The 18,912-nt window shown below is 44.4% G+C and carries 14 protein-coding genes and 5 tRNA genes; 1 reads left to right on the top strand and 18 read right to left on the bottom strand.

Annotation, left to right across the window (positions count from 1 at the left end; all coding sequences use genetic code 11):
* Positions 1-171 precede the first annotated feature (171 nt).
* The 3 genes from WFH18_RS05520 to WFH18_RS05510 form a co-directional block, all read right to left on the bottom strand.
* Positions 172-762 carry an OmpW/AlkL family protein gene (locus WFH18_RS05520; RefSeq protein WP_005108067.1) on the bottom strand — a complete coding sequence of 197 codons (591 nt, stop codon included), beginning with the start codon at positions 760-762 and terminating at the stop codon, positions 172-174.
* Between the two features lie 331 nt (positions 763-1,093).
* Positions 1,094-2,458 carry a Na+/H+ antiporter family protein gene (locus tag WFH18_RS05515; protein WP_004278603.1) on the bottom strand — a complete coding sequence of 455 codons (1,365 nt, stop codon included), beginning with the start codon at positions 2,456-2,458 and terminating at the stop codon, positions 1,094-1,096.
* Between the two features lie 100 nt (positions 2,459-2,558).
* A complete protein-coding gene (locus WFH18_RS05510; RefSeq protein WP_005102840.1) occupies positions 2,559-3,440 on the bottom strand; it encodes an alpha/beta fold hydrolase in 882 nt (293 codons plus the stop codon).
* Positions 3,441-3,557: 117 nt separating this feature from the next.
* Here WFH18_RS05510 and WFH18_RS05505 point away from each other — a divergent pair, with 117 nt between their 5' ends.
* Positions 3,558-4,052, top strand: coding sequence for a DUF4442 domain-containing protein (locus WFH18_RS05505; RefSeq protein WP_211100803.1), 495 nt, complete (start codon positions 3,558-3,560; stop codon positions 4,050-4,052).
* Positions 4,053-4,109: 57 nt separating this feature from the next.
* Here WFH18_RS05505 and WFH18_RS05500 read toward each other — a convergent pair whose 3' ends face one another.
* The 15 genes from WFH18_RS05500 to WFH18_RS05430 form a co-directional block, all read right to left on the bottom strand.
* The gene (locus tag WFH18_RS05500; RefSeq protein WP_005102830.1) at positions 4,110-4,475 is read right to left on the bottom strand and encodes a hypothetical protein; all 366 of its coding nucleotides are present in this window, start codon (positions 4,473-4,475) and stop codon (positions 4,110-4,112) included.
* Positions 4,476-4,676: 201 nt separating this feature from the next.
* Positions 4,677-8,867, bottom strand: coding sequence for a DNA-directed RNA polymerase subunit beta' (gene rpoC / locus WFH18_RS05495; protein ID WP_004278609.1), 4,191 nt, complete (start codon positions 8,865-8,867; stop codon positions 4,677-4,679).
* 163 nt (positions 8,868-9,030) lie between these two features.
* The gene (gene rpoB, locus WFH18_RS05490) at positions 9,031-13,119 is read right to left on the bottom strand and encodes a DNA-directed RNA polymerase subunit beta (protein WP_005102827.1); all 4,089 of its coding nucleotides are present in this window, start codon (positions 13,117-13,119) and stop codon (positions 9,031-9,033) included.
* 307 nt (positions 13,120-13,426) lie between these two features.
* Complete coding sequence (rplL, locus tag WFH18_RS05485; RefSeq protein ID WP_004278611.1) at positions 13,427-13,792, bottom strand: 50S ribosomal protein L7/L12; 366 nt, start codon at positions 13,790-13,792, stop codon at positions 13,427-13,429.
* 48 nt (positions 13,793-13,840) lie between these two features.
* Complete coding sequence (gene rplJ / locus WFH18_RS05480) at positions 13,841-14,347, bottom strand: 50S ribosomal protein L10 (protein ID WP_004278612.1); 507 nt, start codon at positions 14,345-14,347, stop codon at positions 13,841-13,843.
* Between the two features lie 301 nt (positions 14,348-14,648).
* The gene (rplA, locus tag WFH18_RS05475) at positions 14,649-15,344 is read right to left on the bottom strand and encodes a 50S ribosomal protein L1 (protein WP_336754661.1); all 696 of its coding nucleotides are present in this window, start codon (positions 15,342-15,344) and stop codon (positions 14,649-14,651) included.
* Positions 15,345-15,347: 3 nt separating this feature from the next.
* A complete protein-coding gene (gene rplK / locus WFH18_RS05470) occupies positions 15,348-15,776 on the bottom strand; it encodes a 50S ribosomal protein L11 (RefSeq protein WP_004278614.1) in 429 nt (142 codons plus the stop codon).
* Between the two features lie 119 nt (positions 15,777-15,895).
* The gene (nusG, locus tag WFH18_RS05465) at positions 15,896-16,429 is read right to left on the bottom strand and encodes a transcription termination/antitermination protein NusG (protein ID WP_004278615.1); all 534 of its coding nucleotides are present in this window, start codon (positions 16,427-16,429) and stop codon (positions 15,896-15,898) included.
* Positions 16,430-16,436: 7 nt separating this feature from the next.
* Positions 16,437-16,877 (bottom strand): preprotein translocase subunit SecE, encoded by a 441-nt coding sequence (gene secE, locus WFH18_RS05460; protein ID WP_004278617.1) that lies wholly within the window; start codon positions 16,875-16,877, stop codon positions 16,437-16,439.
* Positions 16,878-16,951: 74 nt separating this feature from the next.
* Positions 16,952-17,027, bottom strand: a tRNA-Trp gene (locus WFH18_RS05455).
* 52 nt (positions 17,028-17,079) lie between these two features.
* Positions 17,080-18,270: an elongation factor Tu gene (gene tuf, locus WFH18_RS05450; RefSeq protein WP_004646112.1), complete on the bottom strand. Its 1,191-nt coding sequence runs from the start codon at positions 18,268-18,270 to the stop codon at positions 17,080-17,082.
* A 150-nt stretch (positions 18,271-18,420) separates the two neighbouring features.
* Positions 18,421-18,495, bottom strand: a tRNA-Thr gene (locus WFH18_RS05445).
* 17 nt (positions 18,496-18,512) lie between these two features.
* Positions 18,513-18,588 (bottom strand) — tRNA-Gly (locus WFH18_RS05440).
* A gap of 38 nt (positions 18,589-18,626) precedes the next feature.
* Positions 18,627-18,710 (bottom strand) — tRNA-Tyr (locus WFH18_RS05435).
* Positions 18,711-18,766: 56 nt separating this feature from the next.
* A tRNA-Thr gene (locus tag WFH18_RS05430) sits at positions 18,767-18,842 on the bottom strand.
* Positions 18,843-18,912 lie beyond the last annotated feature (70 nt).

Here is an 18,912-nt window from a genome sequence, read left to right as displayed (position 1 = left end):
ATCATTTTAAAGGCAAAGCTATAGTCACGTTGTGTACGTTTAACTCGTTGTTCTCGTTTATGTTCCATAAAATAAGTCTCTTAAGGTGTAAACTTATTTCAGGACGGGACATTATTTTGAAAAAAAAAGCCTCATTCAAGATGAGGCTTTTTTATTAAGCAAGACTAGAATTTAGAACTTGTAGCTATAACCGATCGTGTAAACCCAAGGATCAATATTCAAGTCGAATTTAGTATTATCAGCATCATCTAAAGTCACTTCAGGACTCAAATCTGCATAGCGCACGTCAGCAAATACTCCCCAGTTTTTGGCATCGGCTGGCTGATAATTAAAGCCAACCTGACCTGCCAAACCAAATTCCTCTTTCACATCTTTAGCCAGACCTTCTTCATCCCAAGCAATAAAAGCTGTGCCACCTACACCAATATATGGCGTAAAACGTGTTGCATTTTTAAAGTTATATTTAGCGGTAATTGTGGGTGGAAGATGCTTAATCTTGGCAATTTTCCCTAGACCCTGAGCAGAAATGTCGTGATTAAATGGCGTAGCTAATAAAAGTTCTGCAGAGATATTGTCATTAAAAAAGTATTCAACCGATGGCGTAAAACCATATTCTTGATCCGCTTCTACGACTAAACCTGGTGCAATTTCAGTGTCACTTGATGGTGCTAAAGAACTGGCACCAACTTTCACCTGCCATTGACCTGCCATCGCAGATGCAGAAAGACCCATTAATGCAATTAGAGCAGCTTGCTTTAACATTTTAAAATACCCCACAGGAAGAATAATTATTAAGAAAATAAATCTTAATTAATAATAAACACGAGGGAAAATAATATGCAATAAGGATTATAAAACTAATTTTAAATTATTATTTAAAATATTGATTTAAAAAATTATTTATTTTAAATTTACTGAATTGATTGGTTTTAAATACCAAGTATATTAATCAGATAAATATGGCTTTATTCAGAGTAAAATAATCAGGTTTATATTAATTTTTATTTAAACATATATTTTAAATACATCTTATTATTTATTTTAAATCCAGATGAATCTGCTCCAATAGATATCAGAGCAGATTGAAATTGACTTACAGAACCATGGCTGCAATCCAGCCAAAAATCATTAACGGAATATTAAAGTGAATGAAGGTTGGAATCACACTATCCTTCATATGATCATGCTGACCATCCATATTCAGACCAGAAGTTGGGCCTAAAGTTGAATCCGAAGCTGGAGAACCGGCATCACCCAAAGCTGCTGCAGTTCCGATAATCGCAATGGTCGCCGCAGGGCTAAAACCGAACTGGATACACAGCGGTACATAAATAATCGCTAGAATGGGAATGGTTGAGAAAGACGAACCAATGCCTAGGGTAATTAGCAAACCAATCAACAGCATCAGAAATGCGGCCAGTGCCTGACTATCACCAATCCAGTTCACTGATGCTTCAACCAAGGTTGGTACCTGATTAGTCGCTTCAATCACCGCGGCAAAGCCTTGTGCTGCAATCATGATAAAGCCAACCAGCGCCATCATGCGCATACCAGTAATGATCACATCATCGGCTTCTTTCCATTTGAAAATGCCGGCACAACTCAGGATCGCGACACCGACCAGACCGGCCAGAATCATCGAATCTGAATAAAGCTGTACCGCCAATGTGGCAATAACTGCAAGACCTGCCATCCAGATGGTAAATTTGGCAATCTGCGGTTTAACCTGCTCAGCCACACCCAATTCAGCAGAAATACTTTGCTGTTCCTGGACATGAATATCTTGATATTGACGTGGTTTGCGATAGCTAATAAAGATCGCCACCAATAAGCCTACAAACATCCCGAATACTGGAATTGCCATCGCAGATGGAATCTGGTCATAGCTAATTTCAAATCCGTATGGTTTACCAAAGGTATTGATGTTATGACCCAGAATGTCATTCAGGAAGATGGCACCAAAACCGACCGGAATCAGCATATAGGTGCCTACCAGACCAAAGGTCAGCAAACAGGCAATCAAACGACGGTCGAGCTTTAAGTGGTTAAATACAGCCAATAGTGGCGGAATCAGTACCGGAATAAAGGCAATATGCACGGGAATAACGTTCTGCGAGAACACGGCAGCAATGGCGACTGTGAAAAAGATCAGATATTTCACCCGGTTTTGCGCTTTAAAATCGGCCTCACCTTTTAAGGTACTGATCATTTTATAGGCTAGTAAATCCGGTAAACCCGAACGTGCCAGAGCCAAAGCAAATGCACCTAAAATACCATAAGCCAAGGCAATTTTAGCACCACCACCCAAGCCATTGTTAAACGCGTCCAAGGTTCCCTGCAGGCCTAGACCTGCCAATAAACCACCTGTAACAGCACCAATGACCAGGGCAAAAACCACAGGTACACGTGCCAACGAGAGTCCGAACATGACTCCAATAGCAGCAAGAATTGCGAACATAATGAATCGGAATAGAGAGAAAGCGGCTATTTTATCAGAAAATACGGATAAAAATTCCGCCACTTTTTTCTGGTCGGGTCATGTTTCGCGGAGTGGCCTGTCAATGAATGTCAGCAGATTTACGCTGAATAAACTCATCAATCAATTGAGCCACTTGCTCCGGTTGACTCAGGATCGCCCAGTGATTGGCAGCCAGTTCTACTTTCGAGAAATCATCCACCCATTTTGACATTTCATCAACCAGATCTGGCCCGACAAACTGGTCATATTTCAGCACAATCGCCTGTACCGGACAGATGGCGAAACGCTGCCGTGGTTGAGTCAAACGTGGCAAAAAATTGGCCCGATACAGGTTCACACCATATTTTCCATCTTTGACAATATGCGGGTTGAGTGGCAGATCATCCCGTCTTTCTATTTGCTGCACGATCTTGGCCCAACGCTGCGGATTAAAAAAATTCCAGGCCAATGGCGCCACTAAAGGCAACTGAAACATCGCGATATACCAAGACTTACTCATTTGCTTTAAGAATTTTGCTTTGTTTTGCTGGAACTGTTCACGCATCCAGAAAGCGGCATGATCCAGACATGGCCCAGACAAGGTGCTATAAGACAGAATTCGTACTTTAAAGCGTGGACCGGTGACGGATTCCCAGGACTGAATTGAACCCCAGTCATGCGCGGCCAGATGAAAAGCACGATTCGGCAATATTTCGTTCACCACCTCTTCCAGATCCTGACTTAAACGGGCCAAGCGGTAATCGGAGATTTTTTTGGGAATACTGGACTCACCTGCGCCACGGACATCATAAGTCACAACAAAGTAATCCTGACTCAAATGAGCAATGGCTGGCTCCCAAACTGCCTGATGATCGGGATAGCCGTGAACCAGCACCAATGCCGGTTGTTCGGATTGTCCATAAGTTTTGACACAAAGACGCTGCTGATCCGTGGTATCGACCCATTGCATGTGCATTTCCATCTTTTGATCCTGTTTTTGTTATTGACCACTTAGTTTATAAATCGGCATGATTGATCAATGCCAGCGCATTTTTGTTGCTCTAGTATGCATAATCACAGCCGCAAAAAGAATGTCAGTATGAGCCTATTCCAGAAAATTCAAAAACTGCCTCTGGTTTCAAAATTTATTCTGAACCGCTATGCCCCTTATCGTGGTGCAGGCATTGAAATTGATAAGATTGATTTTAATAATTATCACGTTCGGGTCAAAATGCCGCTGACCCGTAAGAACCAGAATATTGTCGGTGTGCATTTTGGTGGCAGCCTGTATTCAATGGTCGATCCCTTTTATATGTTATTGCTGATGCATCATTTGGGGCCGAAATACCTGGTCTGGGATAAAGGCGCCAGCATTCAGTTTTTGGCACCGGGTCGCGGTACAGTGGTAGCAGACATTCGGATTTCTGCTGAAGAAATTGCCACGATTATCAATCTGGCGACTGACAACGCGCCAGTGTATCGGCATTATCAGCTGAATATTTATGATGAAGCCGGGTTCAGAATTGCCGAAGTAGAAAAAACGGTATATATCCGGCGGAAACAGAGCAAAGGGAAAATTAACGCTCCTAAATAAGATAAAAGCGCCACATTGGCGCTTTTAAATCTAGCTAAATCTGAAATGACTTTCGACTTAACGACGACGGTTATCCTGTTCAATCGCAGCACCGGCACCACCACCGATTGCACCACCAATTGCAGCACCCGCGTTACCACCGAAGATGCTTTTACCGACTGCTGAACCAACAGCACCACCTACACCACTATAGGTCGCATTACGATTTGAACCGCCTTGGGATTTACTACCCGCTGCCGCACCGGCACCACCACCAACAGCTGCACCAACGCCACCGCCGACTTTATTACCAACACCACCACCGACTGCACCACCAAGGGCCGCAGCACCGATCCGTTGCTCATTGGCAGACATACTTTCACAACCCGCCAACATAAAGGTGGAAAGAGTGGCAACTGCCATAACACCCATTAATTTTTTCATGACCTTGGCCTTCCTGTCTTGCTTTAATTAAGCTTATCTTCATTTTATGAAACTAAAATCTGTAGCGTGTTACTTCTCTCGGTATTCCTGCTGAGTTTTGTAAATATCAATGGATTATTCTTCTGTTCAAGATGTCTTATTTATAAATTTCAGACAAAAAAAGACGCCCGAAGGCGTCTCTTTTCTCAGCTTTAACTCGAATTAGAATTCTTCGTTAAATGCCTGACTTAGAGCTTGGTCTACATCAGAGAAGTCATTGTGCAGTTCAAATTCTGCAGCTTCTGCTTCTTGACGACGACGCTCCAGGTGGTAAGCCAAACCTGTACCCGCTGGGATCAGACGACCTACAACCACATTCTCTTTCAAACCGCGTAAATCATCTTCTTTACCTGTTACAGCCGCTTCAGTTAACACACGCGTGGTTTCCTGGAACGATGCAGCAGAGATGAACGAGTCAGTAGAAAGCGATGCTTTGGTAATACCCATCAATTGACGTTCAAACTTCGCAGGGAACTTGTTTTGTGCAAGAACTGCTTGGTTTTCTTGAACAACGCGGATGTAATCCACTTGTTCGCCTTTGATGAAGCTGGTATCGCCGCCATCAGTGATATCAACTTTACGCAGCATTTGACGTACGATGACTTCAATATGCTTGTCGTTGATTTTTACACCTTGCAGACGGTATACGTCCTGAACTTCGTTCACGATGTAGTTTGTAAGCGCAACTTCGCCTTTCAAACGTAAGATATCGTGCGGGTTCTGTGGACCATCAGAAATAGTTTCACCACGGTTCACATGTTCGCCTTCGAACACGTTAATGGTACGCCATTTCGGAATCAGCTCTTCATAAATCTCAGAGCCATCATCCGGCGTAATCACCAGACGGTTCTTACCTTTGGTCTCTTTACCAAAGCTTACAACACCCGACACTTCTGCAAGGATTGCATGCTCTTTCGGCTTACGTGCTTCGAACAAGTCAGCTACACGCGGCAGACCACCGGTAATATCACGGGTACGTGAAGTTTCTTGTGGTACACGACCGATGACATCACCGACACCAATCGTTTCGCCATCGCGAACAGAAAGAATCGTGTTCTGTGGCAGGAAGTAGAACTGTTCACCACCATCAACGGTATCCAACACAACAGCAGGACGCAAATCTTTACCTGACGCAGGACGTGAAGTCACTGGCAAGATTTCGATGGTTGACATACCTGTTGCATCATCAGTTTTAGAAGTAACCGTCACGCCATCAGCAATCTGGCTGAAACGTACTTTACCAGCAACTTCTGTTACCAATGGATGTGTATGCGGATCCCAAGTCGCCACAATACCGCCTGCTTCTACAGCTTCGCCATCTTTCAGCAAGATAGACGCACCGTAAGGCAGTTTATAGCGCTCGCGCTCACGACCTAAATCATCCGCAATACCGATTTCACCTGAACGTGAAGTCGACACCAAATGACCTTTGGCATGTTGTACTGTTTTCACGTTGTGGAAACGTACTGTACCTTGGTTACGAACTTGTACACTGTTTGCAGCAGAAGTTCGGCTCGCAGCACCACCGACGTGGAAGGTACGCATCGTTAACTGTGTACCTGGCTCACCAATCGATTGAGCTGCCATTACACCAACAGACTCACCCGGGTTCACCTGGTGACCGCGTGCTAGGTCACGACCGTAACATTTCGCACATACACCGAAGGTAGACGCACAGTTCACGACTGAACGTACTTTAATTTCGTCGACACCTTGGCTTTCGATAAACGTTGCCAGTTTCTCGTCAATTAACGTATTACGTGGAAGCAGAACTTCGTCTGTACCTACACGTTTCACATCTTCAGCAACCACACGACCCAATACTCGTGCACCCAGGTTTTCGATGACATCGCCACCTTGAATGAACGGAGTCATTACCAGACCGTCATAAGTACCACAATCTGGCTCGGTAATAACCAAGTCCTGCGCAACGTCTACCAAACGACGAGTCAAGTAACCCGAGTTCGCAGTTTTCAGTGCTGTATCGGCCAAACCTTTACGCGCACCGTGTGTCGAGATGAAGTACTGAAGTACGGTCAAACCTTCACGGAAGTTCGCTTTAATTGGGGTTTCAATGATCGAGCCATCCGGCTTCGCCATCAAACCACGCATACCCGCCAACTGACGAATCTGAGCTGCCGAACCACGGGCACCCGAGTCAGACATCATGTAGATCGAGTTGAATGATTTTTGCTTCTCGTCTTCACCCTGTTTGTTCTTCACAGTAGTGAAAGACAAGTTGTCCATCATCGCTTTAGCAACCTGGTCATTGGTACGTGCCCAAATATCGACCACTTTGTTATAACGTTCGCCGGCAGTTACGAAACCTTGTTCGAACTGTTGTTCGATTTCACGAACTTCAGCTTCCGCTTTACCAATAATTGCTTGTTTTTGCGGTGGAATAACCATGTCTTCCATACCGACAGATACACCTGAACGCGTCGCCTGACGGAAGCCCAAGTACATCAATTGGTCAGCGAAGATAACAGTATCTTTCAGACCCAATTTACGGTAGCAAGAGTTAATTAACTTCGAGATGTTTTTCTTGGTCATCTCAACGTTAATTTGCTGGAAATCCATCCCTTCAGGTACAACTTCCCAAAGCAGGCAGCGACCAGGCGTCGTATCTACAATAATGGTTTGCTGTTCACGGTTACCGTCTTCGTCGATGACAGTCTGGTGTACACGTGCTTTAACGCGAGCGTGTAGATCAACCTGACCTGTTGCCAGTGCACGGTTTACTTCGTGAGTATCCGCGAACACCATGCCTTCACCTTTGGCATTGATTGCATCACGCGTGATGTAATACAAGCCCAAGACAACGTCCTGAGACGGTACGATGATTGGCTCACCATTCGCTGGAGACAAGATGTTATTCGTCGACATCATTAACGCACGAGCTTCAAGCTGAGCTTCAAGTGTTAATGGTACGTGTACCGCCATTTGGTCACCATCGAAGTCGGCGTTAAACGCAGCACATACGAGTGGGTGTAGACGGATCGCTTTACCTTCGATCAGGATCGGTTCAAATGCTTGAAGACCCAGACGGTGAAGTGTTGGCGCACGGTTCAACATTACTGGATGTTGACGAATCACGTGAGCAAGAACGTCCCAAACTTCTGGGGTTTCACGCTCAACCATTTTCTTCGCAGCTTTAATGGTAGTTGCTTGACCAGAAGCTTGTAGTTTCGCGAAAATGAATGGCTTGAACAGTTCAAGTGCCATTTTCTTCGGAAGACCACATTGATGCAAACGCAGGTTTGGACCAACAGTAATTACCGAACGACCAGAGTAGTCAACACGCTTACCAAGTAAGTTTTGACGGAAACGACCTTGCTTACCTTTGATCATGTCTGCCAAAGATTTAAGCGGACGCTTGTTCGAACCGGTAATTGCACGACCACGACGACCGTTATCCAGCAATGCATCTACAGACTCTTGTAACATACGTTTTTCGTTACGTACGATGATGTCTGGCGCTGCAAGGTCAAGAAGACGCTTCAAACGGTTGTTACGGTTGATCACACGACGATAAAGATCGTTCAGGTCAGAAGTCGCGAAACGACCACCTTCAAGTGGTACAAGCGGACGTAGATCTGGTGGAAGAACTGGAAGTACAGTTAACACCATCCATTCTGGCTTGTTGTTCGAATCGTTGAATGCTTCCATCAACTTCAAACGCTTAGACGCTTTTTTCAGCTTGGTTTCTGAAGTTGTAACAGGAATTTCTTCACGAAGACGCGCAATTTCAGCTTCAAGATCGATGTCTTTCAACAAGTCTTGAACCGCTTCAGCACCCATTTTCGCTGTGAATTCATCACCGTGTTCTTCTAATGCATTGAAGTATTCTTCATCGTTTAGAAGCTGGTATTTCTCAAATGGAGTCATACCCGGATCGGTCACTACATAAGATTCGAAATACAATACACGTTCAATATCACGTAGCGTCATGTCTAATAATAGACCGATACGGCTAGGCAATGATTTCAAGAACCAGATGTGTGCAACTGGAGATGCTAGCTCGATGTGACCCATACGTTCACGACGAACTTTCGCAGTTGTTACTTCAACGCCACATTTTTCACAAATGACGCCTTTGTATTTCATACGCTTGTATTTACCACACAAGCATTCGTAATCTTTCACTGGACCAAAGATTTTGGCACAGAACAAACCATCACGTTCAGGCTTGAACGTACGATAGTTAATGGTTTCTGGCTTTTTAACTTCACCGTGAGACCATGACTTAATCATTTCTGGTGACGCAAGACCAATACGGATGCGGTCAAACTCTACTGGAGCATGACCGTCTGAATCCGTCTTTTTGCGCATGATATCGAGCAAGTCTTTCAATTTTTTTCTCCGTGTGTTGTGGAGATTTTCACTCAACAACTGGGTCACAAATATTGTTTTTTAACTGAATTGGGAATCCCAAGAATCCCCCTCAATCCCCCTTTGTTAAGGGGGGAAGCCCCTCTTTATCAAAGAGGGGTTTGGGGAGATTTAATGGAGATTCTTAGTCACCATTTTTCAGTTCAATGTTGATACCTAAAGAACGGATCTCTTTGGTCAATACGTTGAACGATTCAGGCATGCCCGGGTCCATATAATGGTTGCCATCTACAATGTTCTTGTAGATACGGGTACGGCCTTCAACGTCATCCGATTTCACAGTCAGCATTTCTTGTAGCGTATATGCTGCACCGTAAGCTTCTAGTGCCCAGACTTCCATCTCACCGAAACGCTGACCACCGAATTGTGCTTTACCACCAAGCGGCTGTTGCGTAACTAGAGAGTAAGAACCAGTTGAACGCGCATGCATCTTGTCATCCACCAAGTGGTTCAGTTTCAGCATGTACATGTAACCAACAGTTACCGGACGGTCGAAACGCTCACCAGTACGACCATCATATAATACGGTCTGACCAGTACTAGACAGGCCTGCAAGTTGTAACAACTCTTTGATCTGACCTTCTTCAGCACCATCGAATACAGGAGTAGCCAAAGGTACACCAGCACGCAAGTTGCCAGAAAGTTTCAAGATTTCTTCATCAGTCAAGCTATCAAGATCTTCTTGCTCGCCACCAACTTTGTTGTAAATCTTGTCTAGGAAATCACGAAGCTCAAGTACAGTACGTTGCTCTTTCATCATCTTGTCGATTTGATCGCCAAGACCTTTCGCCGCCATACCCAAGTGAGTTTCAAGAATCTGACCCACGTTCATACGCGATGGTACGCCCAGCGGGTTCAATACGATATCAACAGGTACACCGTTGGCATCATGTGGCATGTCTTCTACTGGCAAGATGTTTGATACAACACCTTTGTTACCGTGACGACCCGCCATCTTATCACCAGGCTGGATGCGACGTTTCACAGCAAGATAAACTTTAACTACTTTCAATACGCCAGTCGTCAGTTCATCGCCTGTAGAAAGTTTGCGTTTTTTCTCAGCAAATTTCTCATCAATTTCGAAGCTCTTCTCTTTCAAGAACACTTGAATTTGAGTTAAACGTTCAGCAATTGCTTCGTCAACTGGTTGAATTTCAAGAAGATCAACAAGCTCTAAACCAGACAACACGTCTTCAGACAGTTTGTCGCCACGTTTAGTTGTACCGCCACCATTCGACTCTTGGCCATTCAGTAGGCGGATTACACGTTCACGTGCAGCTTCTTCGAAGATTTTGAATTCTTCTTTCAAGTCTTTACGGTATGCATCCAATTGCGCTTTTTCAATTGCTTGAGCACGTTCGTCTTTTTCAAGACCGTCACGTGTAAACACTTGAACGTCAATCACAGTACCTTTAGTACCTGATGGAACACGTAAAGATGAGTCTTTTACGTCAGCCGCTTTTTCACCGAAGATTGCACGTAGCAATTTTTCTTCCGGAGTAAGCTGTGTTTCACCTTTAGGGGTTACTTTACCAACAAGGATATCGCCAGCAGTTACTTCAGCACCGATGTAAACGATACCTGACTCGTCCAGTTTAGACAGAGCAGCTTCACCTACGTTCGGAATATCAGCAGTGATTTCTTCCGCACCCAGTTTGGTATCACGTGCAACACATGACAATTCCTGGATATGAATAGACGTTAAACGGTCTTCTTGAAGTACACGTTCAGAAAGTAAGATCGAGTCTTCGTAGTTGTAACCATTCCAGGTCATAAACGCAACGCGCATGTTTTGACCCAATGCCAGCTCACCGCCATCTGTTGATGGACCATCAGCCAGTACATCACCACGACCTACTTTATCGCCCAGGTTCACAAGAACTTTCTGGTTGATACAAGTGTTCTGGTTCGAACGGGTGTATTTGATCAGGTTGTAGATATCTACACCTGCTTCACCTGCGATCATTTCGTCTTCATTCACACGAATAACCACACGAGACGCATCAACAAACTCGATACGACCACCACGCTGAGCGATCACACATACACCTGAGTCATGTGCTACGTTCGCTTCCATACCGGTACCAACAAGCGGCTTGTCAGCGATCAACGTCGGAACTGCCTGACGTTGCATGTTCGAACCCATTAATGCACGGTTGGCATCATCGTGTTCTAGGAATGGAATCAGTGACGCTGCTACAGATACGACCTGCTGAGCAGATACATCCATATGCGTTACTTTTTCAGGAGGAATACGTACGAAGTCACCTTGATGACGAACAGATACAAACTCTTCTGTTAAGTTACCGTCTTTATCCATTGCAGAATCGGCCTGTGCAATGACAGTGCCTACTTCTTCAATCGCAGACAGGTATTCAACTTCATCTGTTACACGACCATCAACAACCTTACGGTATGGGGTTTCCAGGAAACCGAAGTTATTACATTTCGCATAAACAGAAAGCGAGTTGATCAAACCAATGTTTGGACCTTCCGGTGTTTCAATTGGACATACACGACCGTAGTGAGTTTGATGTACGTCACGTACTTCAAAGCCTGCACGTTCACGCGTCAAACCGCCGGGACCAAGCGCAGAAACACGACGTTTGTGCGTAATCTCAGATAACGGGTTGTTTTGGTCCATAAACTGAGACAACTGGCTTGAACCAAAGAATTCTTTGATTGCAGCAGCTACTGGCTTCGCATTGATCAAATCTTGCGGAGACAGGTTGTCAGTTTCAGCTTGGCTTAAACGTTCTTTAACAGCACGTTCAACACGTACAAGACCTACACGGAATTGGTTTTCTGTCATTTCACCAACAGAACGAACACGACGGTTACCCAAGTGATCGATATCGTCGACTTCACCTTTACCGTTACGGATTTCAACTAATGTTTTTAATACATCAGTGATATCTTCGTTCGAGAGAATGCCTTCAACTTCACGTGACTTCTGGTCTGTACCGACTTCGTAAGGACGACCCAAACGACGGTTGAACTTCATACGACCGACTGGAGACAAGTCATAGCGTTCAGAAGAGAAGAACAAGTTGTTGAATAAGTTTTCAGCAGCTTCTTTTGTTGGTGGTTCGCCCGGACGCATCACTTTGTAGATTTCTACCAATGCTTCTTCACGATTGCTCGTCGTATCTGCACGTAGAGAATCTGCAACGAATGAACCGCGGTCGATATCATTGGTGAACAGAATATTGAACTGCTTCACGCCGCCTTCTGCAATTTTCACCATGATTTCATGGCTTAATACAGTATTGGCTGCAATCACATCACCATCTTTTAATGGGATGTCTTCAGCAGTGATACGCTCATACAGGTACTCATCAGGCACTGCAAGTTTTTCAAGACCTGAAGCTTCCATTTGACGTACATGACGCGCATTGATACGTTTACCTTGCTCAACAATTGCCTTGCCATCCTTGTCCAGGATGTCAAATTGTGCCATTTCGCCACGCAGACGTTCAGGCACCAGGTCAATCTGGTAGCTACCCATGTCAAGATACACAGGTACTTTCTCGTAGAACATGTCGAGAATGTTTTCGTTGCTATAACCCAAGGCACGAAGCACCACAGTCGCAAGCAATTTACGACGACGGTCAATACGTACATAGACGAGGTCTTTGGCATCGAATTCAAAGTCTAACCATGAACCACGGTAAGGAATGATACGCGCTGAATAAAGGACTTTACCACTTGAGTGAGTCTTGCCTTTATCGTGGTCAAAGAATACGCCTGGTGAACGGTGTAATTGTGACACGATCACACGCTCGGTACCGTTAATCACAAAGGTACCGTTATCCGTCATTAATGGCATTTCGCCCATATAGACTTCTTGTTCACGTACGTCTTTAATTGACTTCGTTTCACGATCTTTCAGGATCAAACGAATTTTTACACGCATTGGTGCTGCATAAGTTGAGCCACGAAGAATACATTCGCGTACATCAAACTCAGGCTTACCAAGACTATACTCAACAAATTCTAAAGCAGCATTGCCAGAATAACTTTCAATAGGAAAAACTGAACGAAATGCGGCTTGGAGACCGATATCTTCGCGGTTTTTTGGTGATTTGCCATCTTGTAAGAATGTTCTGTACGAGTCGACTTGAATCGCGAGCAAGTACGGAGCATCCATGACGCTAGGCAATTTACCAAAATTCTTACGGATCCGTTTCTTTTCGGTATATGAGTATGCCATCTGGAGTCCTCGGAAAGTGTAAACCAAGCCCGCCTGCAGAACGGGCTCAGAAGGAATTACGCTGGCCGATATGGCCACCACTCTTTACAAATGCTGCAATTTTTAGTGGTATTAAAACGCTTATCAATATTTTTTAATGAAAAATATTGGTAAACGTTTGTTCATTATGTTTATTTTCAATTTGTATGATTTTTATATCATGCAAACAAAAATCGAGCCGATTATTGTAACGCAAAAAGGCTGATGACCCAAGAGCCATCAGCCAATTTTTGGAGCCGATTATAAAAAAACCGGCTCCCTTAAGAAATTACTTAAGAGTAACTGTAGCACCAGCTTCTTCAAGTTTCTTCTTAAGCTCTTCGCCTTCTTCTTTAGAAACGCCTTCTTTAAGAACTGCAGGAGCGCCTTCAACCATGTCTTTAGCTTCTTTCAAGCCAAGGCCAGTCGCTTCACGAACTGCTTTAATTACAGCAACTTTGTTCGCGCCGAAAGAAGTCAATTCAACATTGAATTCAGTTTGTTCTTCAGCAGCAGCAGCAGCTGGACCAGCAGCAACAGCTACAGCAGCAGCAGATACATTGAATTTCTCTTCGAAAGCAGAGATAAGTTCAACAAGTTCAAGAACAGTTTTTTCAGCAACTGCGTTTAGGATTTCTTCGTTTGTTAAAGCCATGAGATTAACTCCAAATGGGTATTGAATGATGTGTGTTTAAGTTTGAGCTTAAGCAGCTTCTGACTCGTTTTTCTCTTGAAGCGCTGTAAGTAAGCGGCCCAATTTCGAAATAGGAGCTTGAAGAACGTTTGCAAGCATAGTAAGCGCTTTCTCTTGGTTCGGAAGATTCGCGATTACGCTAACTTCTGCACCTTGATAAAGTTTGCCATCAAATGCAGCAGCTTTAAGTTCAAATGCTTTATTAGTTTTAGCGAATTCTTCGAACAAACGTGCAGCAGCACCCATGTCGTCTTCAGAATTCGAGAAAGCTAAGATTGTTGGGCCAACAAGGTTGTCGTTCAAGATATTGAATTGAGTATCTTGAAGAGCACGTTTAGCCAAAGTGTTACGAACGATACGTGTAGTAACACCAAGTTTACGCGCTTCAACACGTAGAGTAGTTAACTGCTCTACAGTCAAACCTTGGTAGTCAGCAACAACAGCAGCAAATGCAGTAGAAGCAACTTCAGCTACTTCAGCTACGATCTGTTTTTTGCCTTCGATAAGAAGAGCCATTGTAAAACCTCCTAACGGTGATTTATGTACTTACGCGAAGTACACTCCCAATTCGCAAGACCATCACTGGACTCACACGCGGAGGATGAACAAATCACACCACCGCGTCTACGCAGGCTGGGCTATTAAGAGAGAAGCATAAAACTCCCCTCGCCCGCGGTCTTTGACGCTGATAAATTTTCATTTATCAATTCAAAGTTTGCCTAAGTTTGCAAAATACGACGGAGCGTTTCTTGCGTAAGTTTTAAAGCAGCGCTTTAAAACTTACTCAGGGCTTTAAAATTCTGTAATAAGTCGAGACTTATTTAGAAACGTTTGCTACATCAACGATCAAACCAGGACCCATAGTTGAGCTCAAAGTGATCTTTTGAATGTATACGCCTTTAGACGTAGCAGGTTTCAAACGTTTCAAGTCAGCAACAAGTGCTTCAACGTTTTGACGAACAGCAGCAGCTTCAAAACCTACTTGACCGATCGCAGCATGGATAATACCAGCTTTGTCTACGCGGTAACGTGCTTGACCAGCTTTTGCATTTTTAACTGCAGTAGCAACGTCAGGAGTTACAGTACCCACTTTAGGGTTTGGCATTAAGCCACGTGGACCAAGGATCGTACCAAGTTTACCTACAACGCGCATTGCATCTGGAGCAGCAATTACTACATCAAAGTCAAGGTTACCCGCTTGGATGCTTTCAGCAAGATCATCGAAACCAACAACGTCTGCACCTTTAGCTTTAGCAGCTTCAGCAGCAGCGCCTTGAGCGAATACAGCTACACGTACAGTTTTACCAGTACCTGCAGGAAGTGTAGTCGCGCCACGAACAACTTGGTCAGATTTACGAGGATCAACACCTAGGTTTACCGCGATATCTAGAGATTCTTTGAATTTAGGAGCTGGAAGGCTCTCTAAAACTGCAACAGCTTCTTCTAGCGTGTAAACTTTGTGCGCTTCTACAGCAGCTACGATCGCTTTTTGACGTTTAGTTAATTTAGCCATGTCTTAAAGCTCCACTTCCAAGCCCATAGAACGCGCAGAACCAGCAATGGTACGTACACGTGCGTCTAAATCAGCACCAGTCAAATCTGGTTCTTTAGTAGTCGCGATTTCTTCGATTTGAGCACGAGTCAACTTACCAACTTTAGTTTTGTTAGGTACAGCTGAACCCTTCTGGATACCAGCAGCTTTCTTAAGAAGAACAGCAGCAGGTGGAGTTTTCATGATGAATGTGAACGACTTGTCGTTGTACACAGTGATCACGACTGGAATTGGCAGACCAGCTTCAACTTTTTGTGTCGCAGCATTGAATTCTTTACAGAATGCCATGATGTTCACACCACGTTGACCTAGTGCAGGACCAATCGGTGGAGATGGATTCGCTTTACCAGCTGGAACTTGCAGCTTGATATAGCCGTCAATCTTCTTAGCCATTTCAAATTACCTCTGGGTGCAAACGCCGGTGAAGGCTCCCCAATGATTTCAAGTAACGATACCGTTACAACAACAATGCCTGACTTATAAATAAGTCAGGCGTTTTCAACCCATACAAATTAGACTGATTTTTCGACTTGACGAAATTCCAATTCAACTTGAGTTGGTCGGTTAAATACATTAATGGTCAGCGTTAAACGCGACTTTTCGTACTGAACTTCTTCCACCACACCTTTAAAGTCGGTGAATGGCCCGTCAACCACGAGTAATTCTTCGCCTGGTTCAAACATCGTCTTAGGACGAGGTGCTTCGCCAGTATTGCGTACACGCGCAAGAATCGCATCTGCTTCTTTTTGCGTAATCGGTGCCGGTTTTTCAGCCGTACCACCAATAAAACCTAAAACTTTTGGACATTCTTTAACAATGTGCCAAGTATCATCGTTCATTTCCATTTCGACCAGGACATAGCCAGGAAAGAACTTACGCTCTGATTTACGCTTCTTGCCATCCTTCATTTCTACCACTTCTTCGGTAGGAACAAGGACTTCACCAAAGCTATCGGCAACAGCGCTACGCTGGATTCGATCATTAAGCGAACGCATCACTTGTTTTTCATAACCTGAATAGGCATGAATAATGTACCAACGTTTCATAGCTCTCTTACCCGATAATAAACTTCATTAACCAGCCTAAAATATAGTCAAAACACCACAATAAGATGGATGCAATTACGACTACAACAAGAACTTGCCAAGATGTGGACATCGTCTCTTGCTTGGTAGGCCAGGTCACTCGACGCAACTCAATTCGTGCATCTTTCAGCAGACGAATAAAGCCTTTGCCTTGATGGGTGGCGTATAATAAACCGAATGCTGCAACGATACAAGCCAAAATCACCCCAACGCGCACCCAAATATCATTCGCAGGTGCCCAGTACGCTGGTAAATATTGGTTTACCATCATTGCACCAACCAATAAAATCAAGGCGATAACCCATAGAACCATGTCTAATGGAGAACCAGAACTTACATCTACTGCAGGATTATTTCTTTGAGGAATTGCCGCTTCGCCTAATGCGTCGCGTGATTTTTCATTCGACATTTTTGTACTCGTCGTAGGTTTCGCGACTTATTATATGACCAATTTTGCCGACATCAAGCGTCTTTTTAGAAACTTGGCAGGTCAGGAGGGACTCGAACCCCCAACATTCGGTTTTGGAGACCGACGCTCTACCAATTGAACTACTGACCTGCAAAACAACAAGTTGGAGCCTAAGCTCCAACCTGCTTGTCTTATTCTATGATTATGCAGTTACTTTAGCAACTACACCAGCACCCACTGTACGACCGCCTTCACGGATCGCAAAACGTAGACCTGGGTCCATTGCGATTGGGTGGATTAGCTCTACTGACATCTCAACGTTGTCACCAGGCATAACCATTTCCACGCCTTCTTTAAGCGCGATCGCACCAGTTACGTCCGTAGTACGGAAGTAGAACTGTGGACGGTAACCGTTAAGGAATGGAGTGTGACGACCACCTTCTTCTTTAGAAAGTACGTATACTTCCGCATCGAATTTAGTGTGTGGCTTGATCGCACCTGGTTTAGTCAATACTTGACCACGTTGTACGTCTTCACGCTTAGTACCACGAAGAAGAACACCACAGTTCTCGCCCGCACGACCTTCGTCAAGAAGTTTACGGAACATTTCTACACCGGTTACTGTAGTAGTTTGAGTATCACGGATACCAACGATTTCTACAGACTCACCTACTTTAACGATACCAGTCTCAACACGGCCAGTTACTACTGTACCACGACCAGAGATTGAGAATACGTCTTCAATTGGCATAAGGAATGGAAGGTCAATTGCACGCTCTGGCTCTGGAATGTAAGAGTCAAGTGCTTCAACAAGCGCAACTACAGCTGGCTCGCCGTATTGGCTGTCATCACCGTTAAGCGCAAGAAGAGCAGAACCACGGATCACTGGAGTGTCATCACCCGGGAAGTCGTAAGTAGAAAGAAGTTCACGAACTTCCATTTCAACTAGTTCAAGAAGCTCTTCGTCGTCTACAAGGTCGCATTTGTTCAAGAATACAACGATGTAAGGTACACCTACCTGACGAGAAAGCAGGATGTGTTCACGAGTCTGTGGCATAGGACCATCAGTCGCAGCACATACAAGGATCGCACCATCCATCTGAGCAGCACCAGTAATCATGTTTTTAACATAATCGGCGTGGCCCGGGCAGTCTACGTGAGCGTAGTGACGAGTTGGAGAATCGTATTCTACGTGTGAAGTATTAATTGTAATACCACGTGCTTTTTCTTCTGGTGCAGAGTCGATTGCAGCGTAGTCTTTCGCTTCGCCACCGAATTTCTTCGCACATACAGTTGCAATTGCAGCTGTTAAAGTTGTTTTACCATGGTCAACGTGACCAATTGTGCCCACGTTAACGTGTGGCTTATTACGTTCAAACTTAGCCTTAGCCATGTTAATCTTCCTCGTTTACGTCGAACACAATTCTGAGTAAAACCCAGCTCCGACATATCGTTTAAAAAAACCGAACACCAAATACTTGAAAAGCAGACTAAATAGCCTGCTTTTGGAATTTCTTTGCAACAGAGTTGCTAAACTGTAATCTGGAGCTCTTATCGAGATTTGAACTCGAGACCTCTCCCTTACCAAGGGAGTGCTCTACCACTGAGCTATAAGAGCAAATATTAGTACTTCAATGGAGCGGGAGACGAGGGTCGAACTCGCGACATGTAGCTTGGAAGGCTACCGCTCTACCAACTGAGCTACTCCCGCACGATGTTGGTACAAACCACTTATTGAAGTCTTAAAATTGGTGGTGAGGGAAGGATTCGAACCTTCGAAACTTTCGTAGCGGAGTTACAGTCCGCCCCCTTTGACCGCTCGGGAACCTCACCATTTTTTACACTTACATCAGTGCTGTTCATTACTTCACACTACCAAACCTCTAAGATGGTGCCGGCACACGGATTCGAACTGTGGACCTACTGATTACAAGTCAGTTGCTCTACCAACTGAGCTATGCCGGCGTTTCTTAGTGTTTCGTACGTTTCGTATCGGAACGGTGTGCAGTTTAGCAAAACTCAGAATCCTTGCAAG

The organism is Acinetobacter sp. USHLN143, assembly GCF_037145695.1.
Classification (GTDB): Bacteria; Pseudomonadota; Gammaproteobacteria; order Pseudomonadales; family Moraxellaceae; genus Acinetobacter; species Acinetobacter fasciculus.
The sequence above is the reverse complement of the archived record's forward strand: the minus strand, read 5'-3'. Positions and strand labels throughout refer to the sequence as shown.

Excerpts from the sequence above, each read along its gene's own strand:
- rplL (WP_004278611.1), bottom strand. The coding sequence starts at position 13,792 with ATGGCTTTAACAAACGAAGAAATCCTAAACGCAGTTGCTGAAAAAACT.
- secE (WP_004278617.1), bottom strand. The coding sequence starts at position 16,877 with ATGTCGAATGAAAAATCACGCGACGCATTAGGCGAAGCGGCAATTCCT.
- WFH18_RS05505 (WP_211100803.1), top strand. The coding sequence starts at position 3,558 with ATGAGCCTATTCCAGAAAATTCAAAAACTGCCTCTGGTTTCAAAATTT.
- WFH18_RS05515 (WP_004278603.1), bottom strand. The coding sequence starts at position 2,458 with ATGTTCGCAATTCTTGCTGCTATTGGAGTCATGTTCGGACTCTCGTTG.
- WFH18_RS05520 (WP_005108067.1), bottom strand. The coding sequence starts at position 762 with ATGTTAAAGCAAGCTGCTCTAATTGCATTAATGGGTCTTTCTGCATCT.
- rplK (WP_004278614.1), bottom strand. The coding sequence starts at position 15,776 with ATGGCTAAGAAGATTGACGGCTATATCAAGCTGCAAGTTCCAGCTGGT.
- WFH18_RS05500 (WP_005102830.1), bottom strand. The coding sequence starts at position 4,475 with ATGAAAAAATTAATGGGTGTTATGGCAGTTGCCACTCTTTCCACCTTT.
- tuf (WP_004646112.1), bottom strand. The coding sequence starts at position 18,270 with ATGGCTAAGGCTAAGTTTGAACGTAATAAGCCACACGTTAACGTGGGC.
- rpoB (WP_005102827.1), bottom strand. The coding sequence starts at position 13,119 with ATGGCATACTCATATACCGAAAAGAAACGGATCCGTAAGAATTTTGGT.
- rplJ (WP_004278612.1), bottom strand. The coding sequence starts at position 14,347 with ATGGCTCTTCTTATCGAAGGCAAAAAACAGATCGTAGCTGAAGTAGCT.
- nusG (WP_004278615.1), bottom strand. The coding sequence starts at position 16,429 with ATGAAACGTTGGTACATTATTCATGCCTATTCAGGTTATGAAAAACAA.
- WFH18_RS05510 (WP_005102840.1), bottom strand. The coding sequence starts at position 3,440 with ATGGAAATGCACATGCAATGGGTCGATACCACGGATCAGCAGCGTCTT.
- rplA (WP_336754661.1), bottom strand. The coding sequence starts at position 15,344 with ATGGCTAAATTAACTAAACGTCAAAAAGCGATCGTAGCTGCTGTAGAA.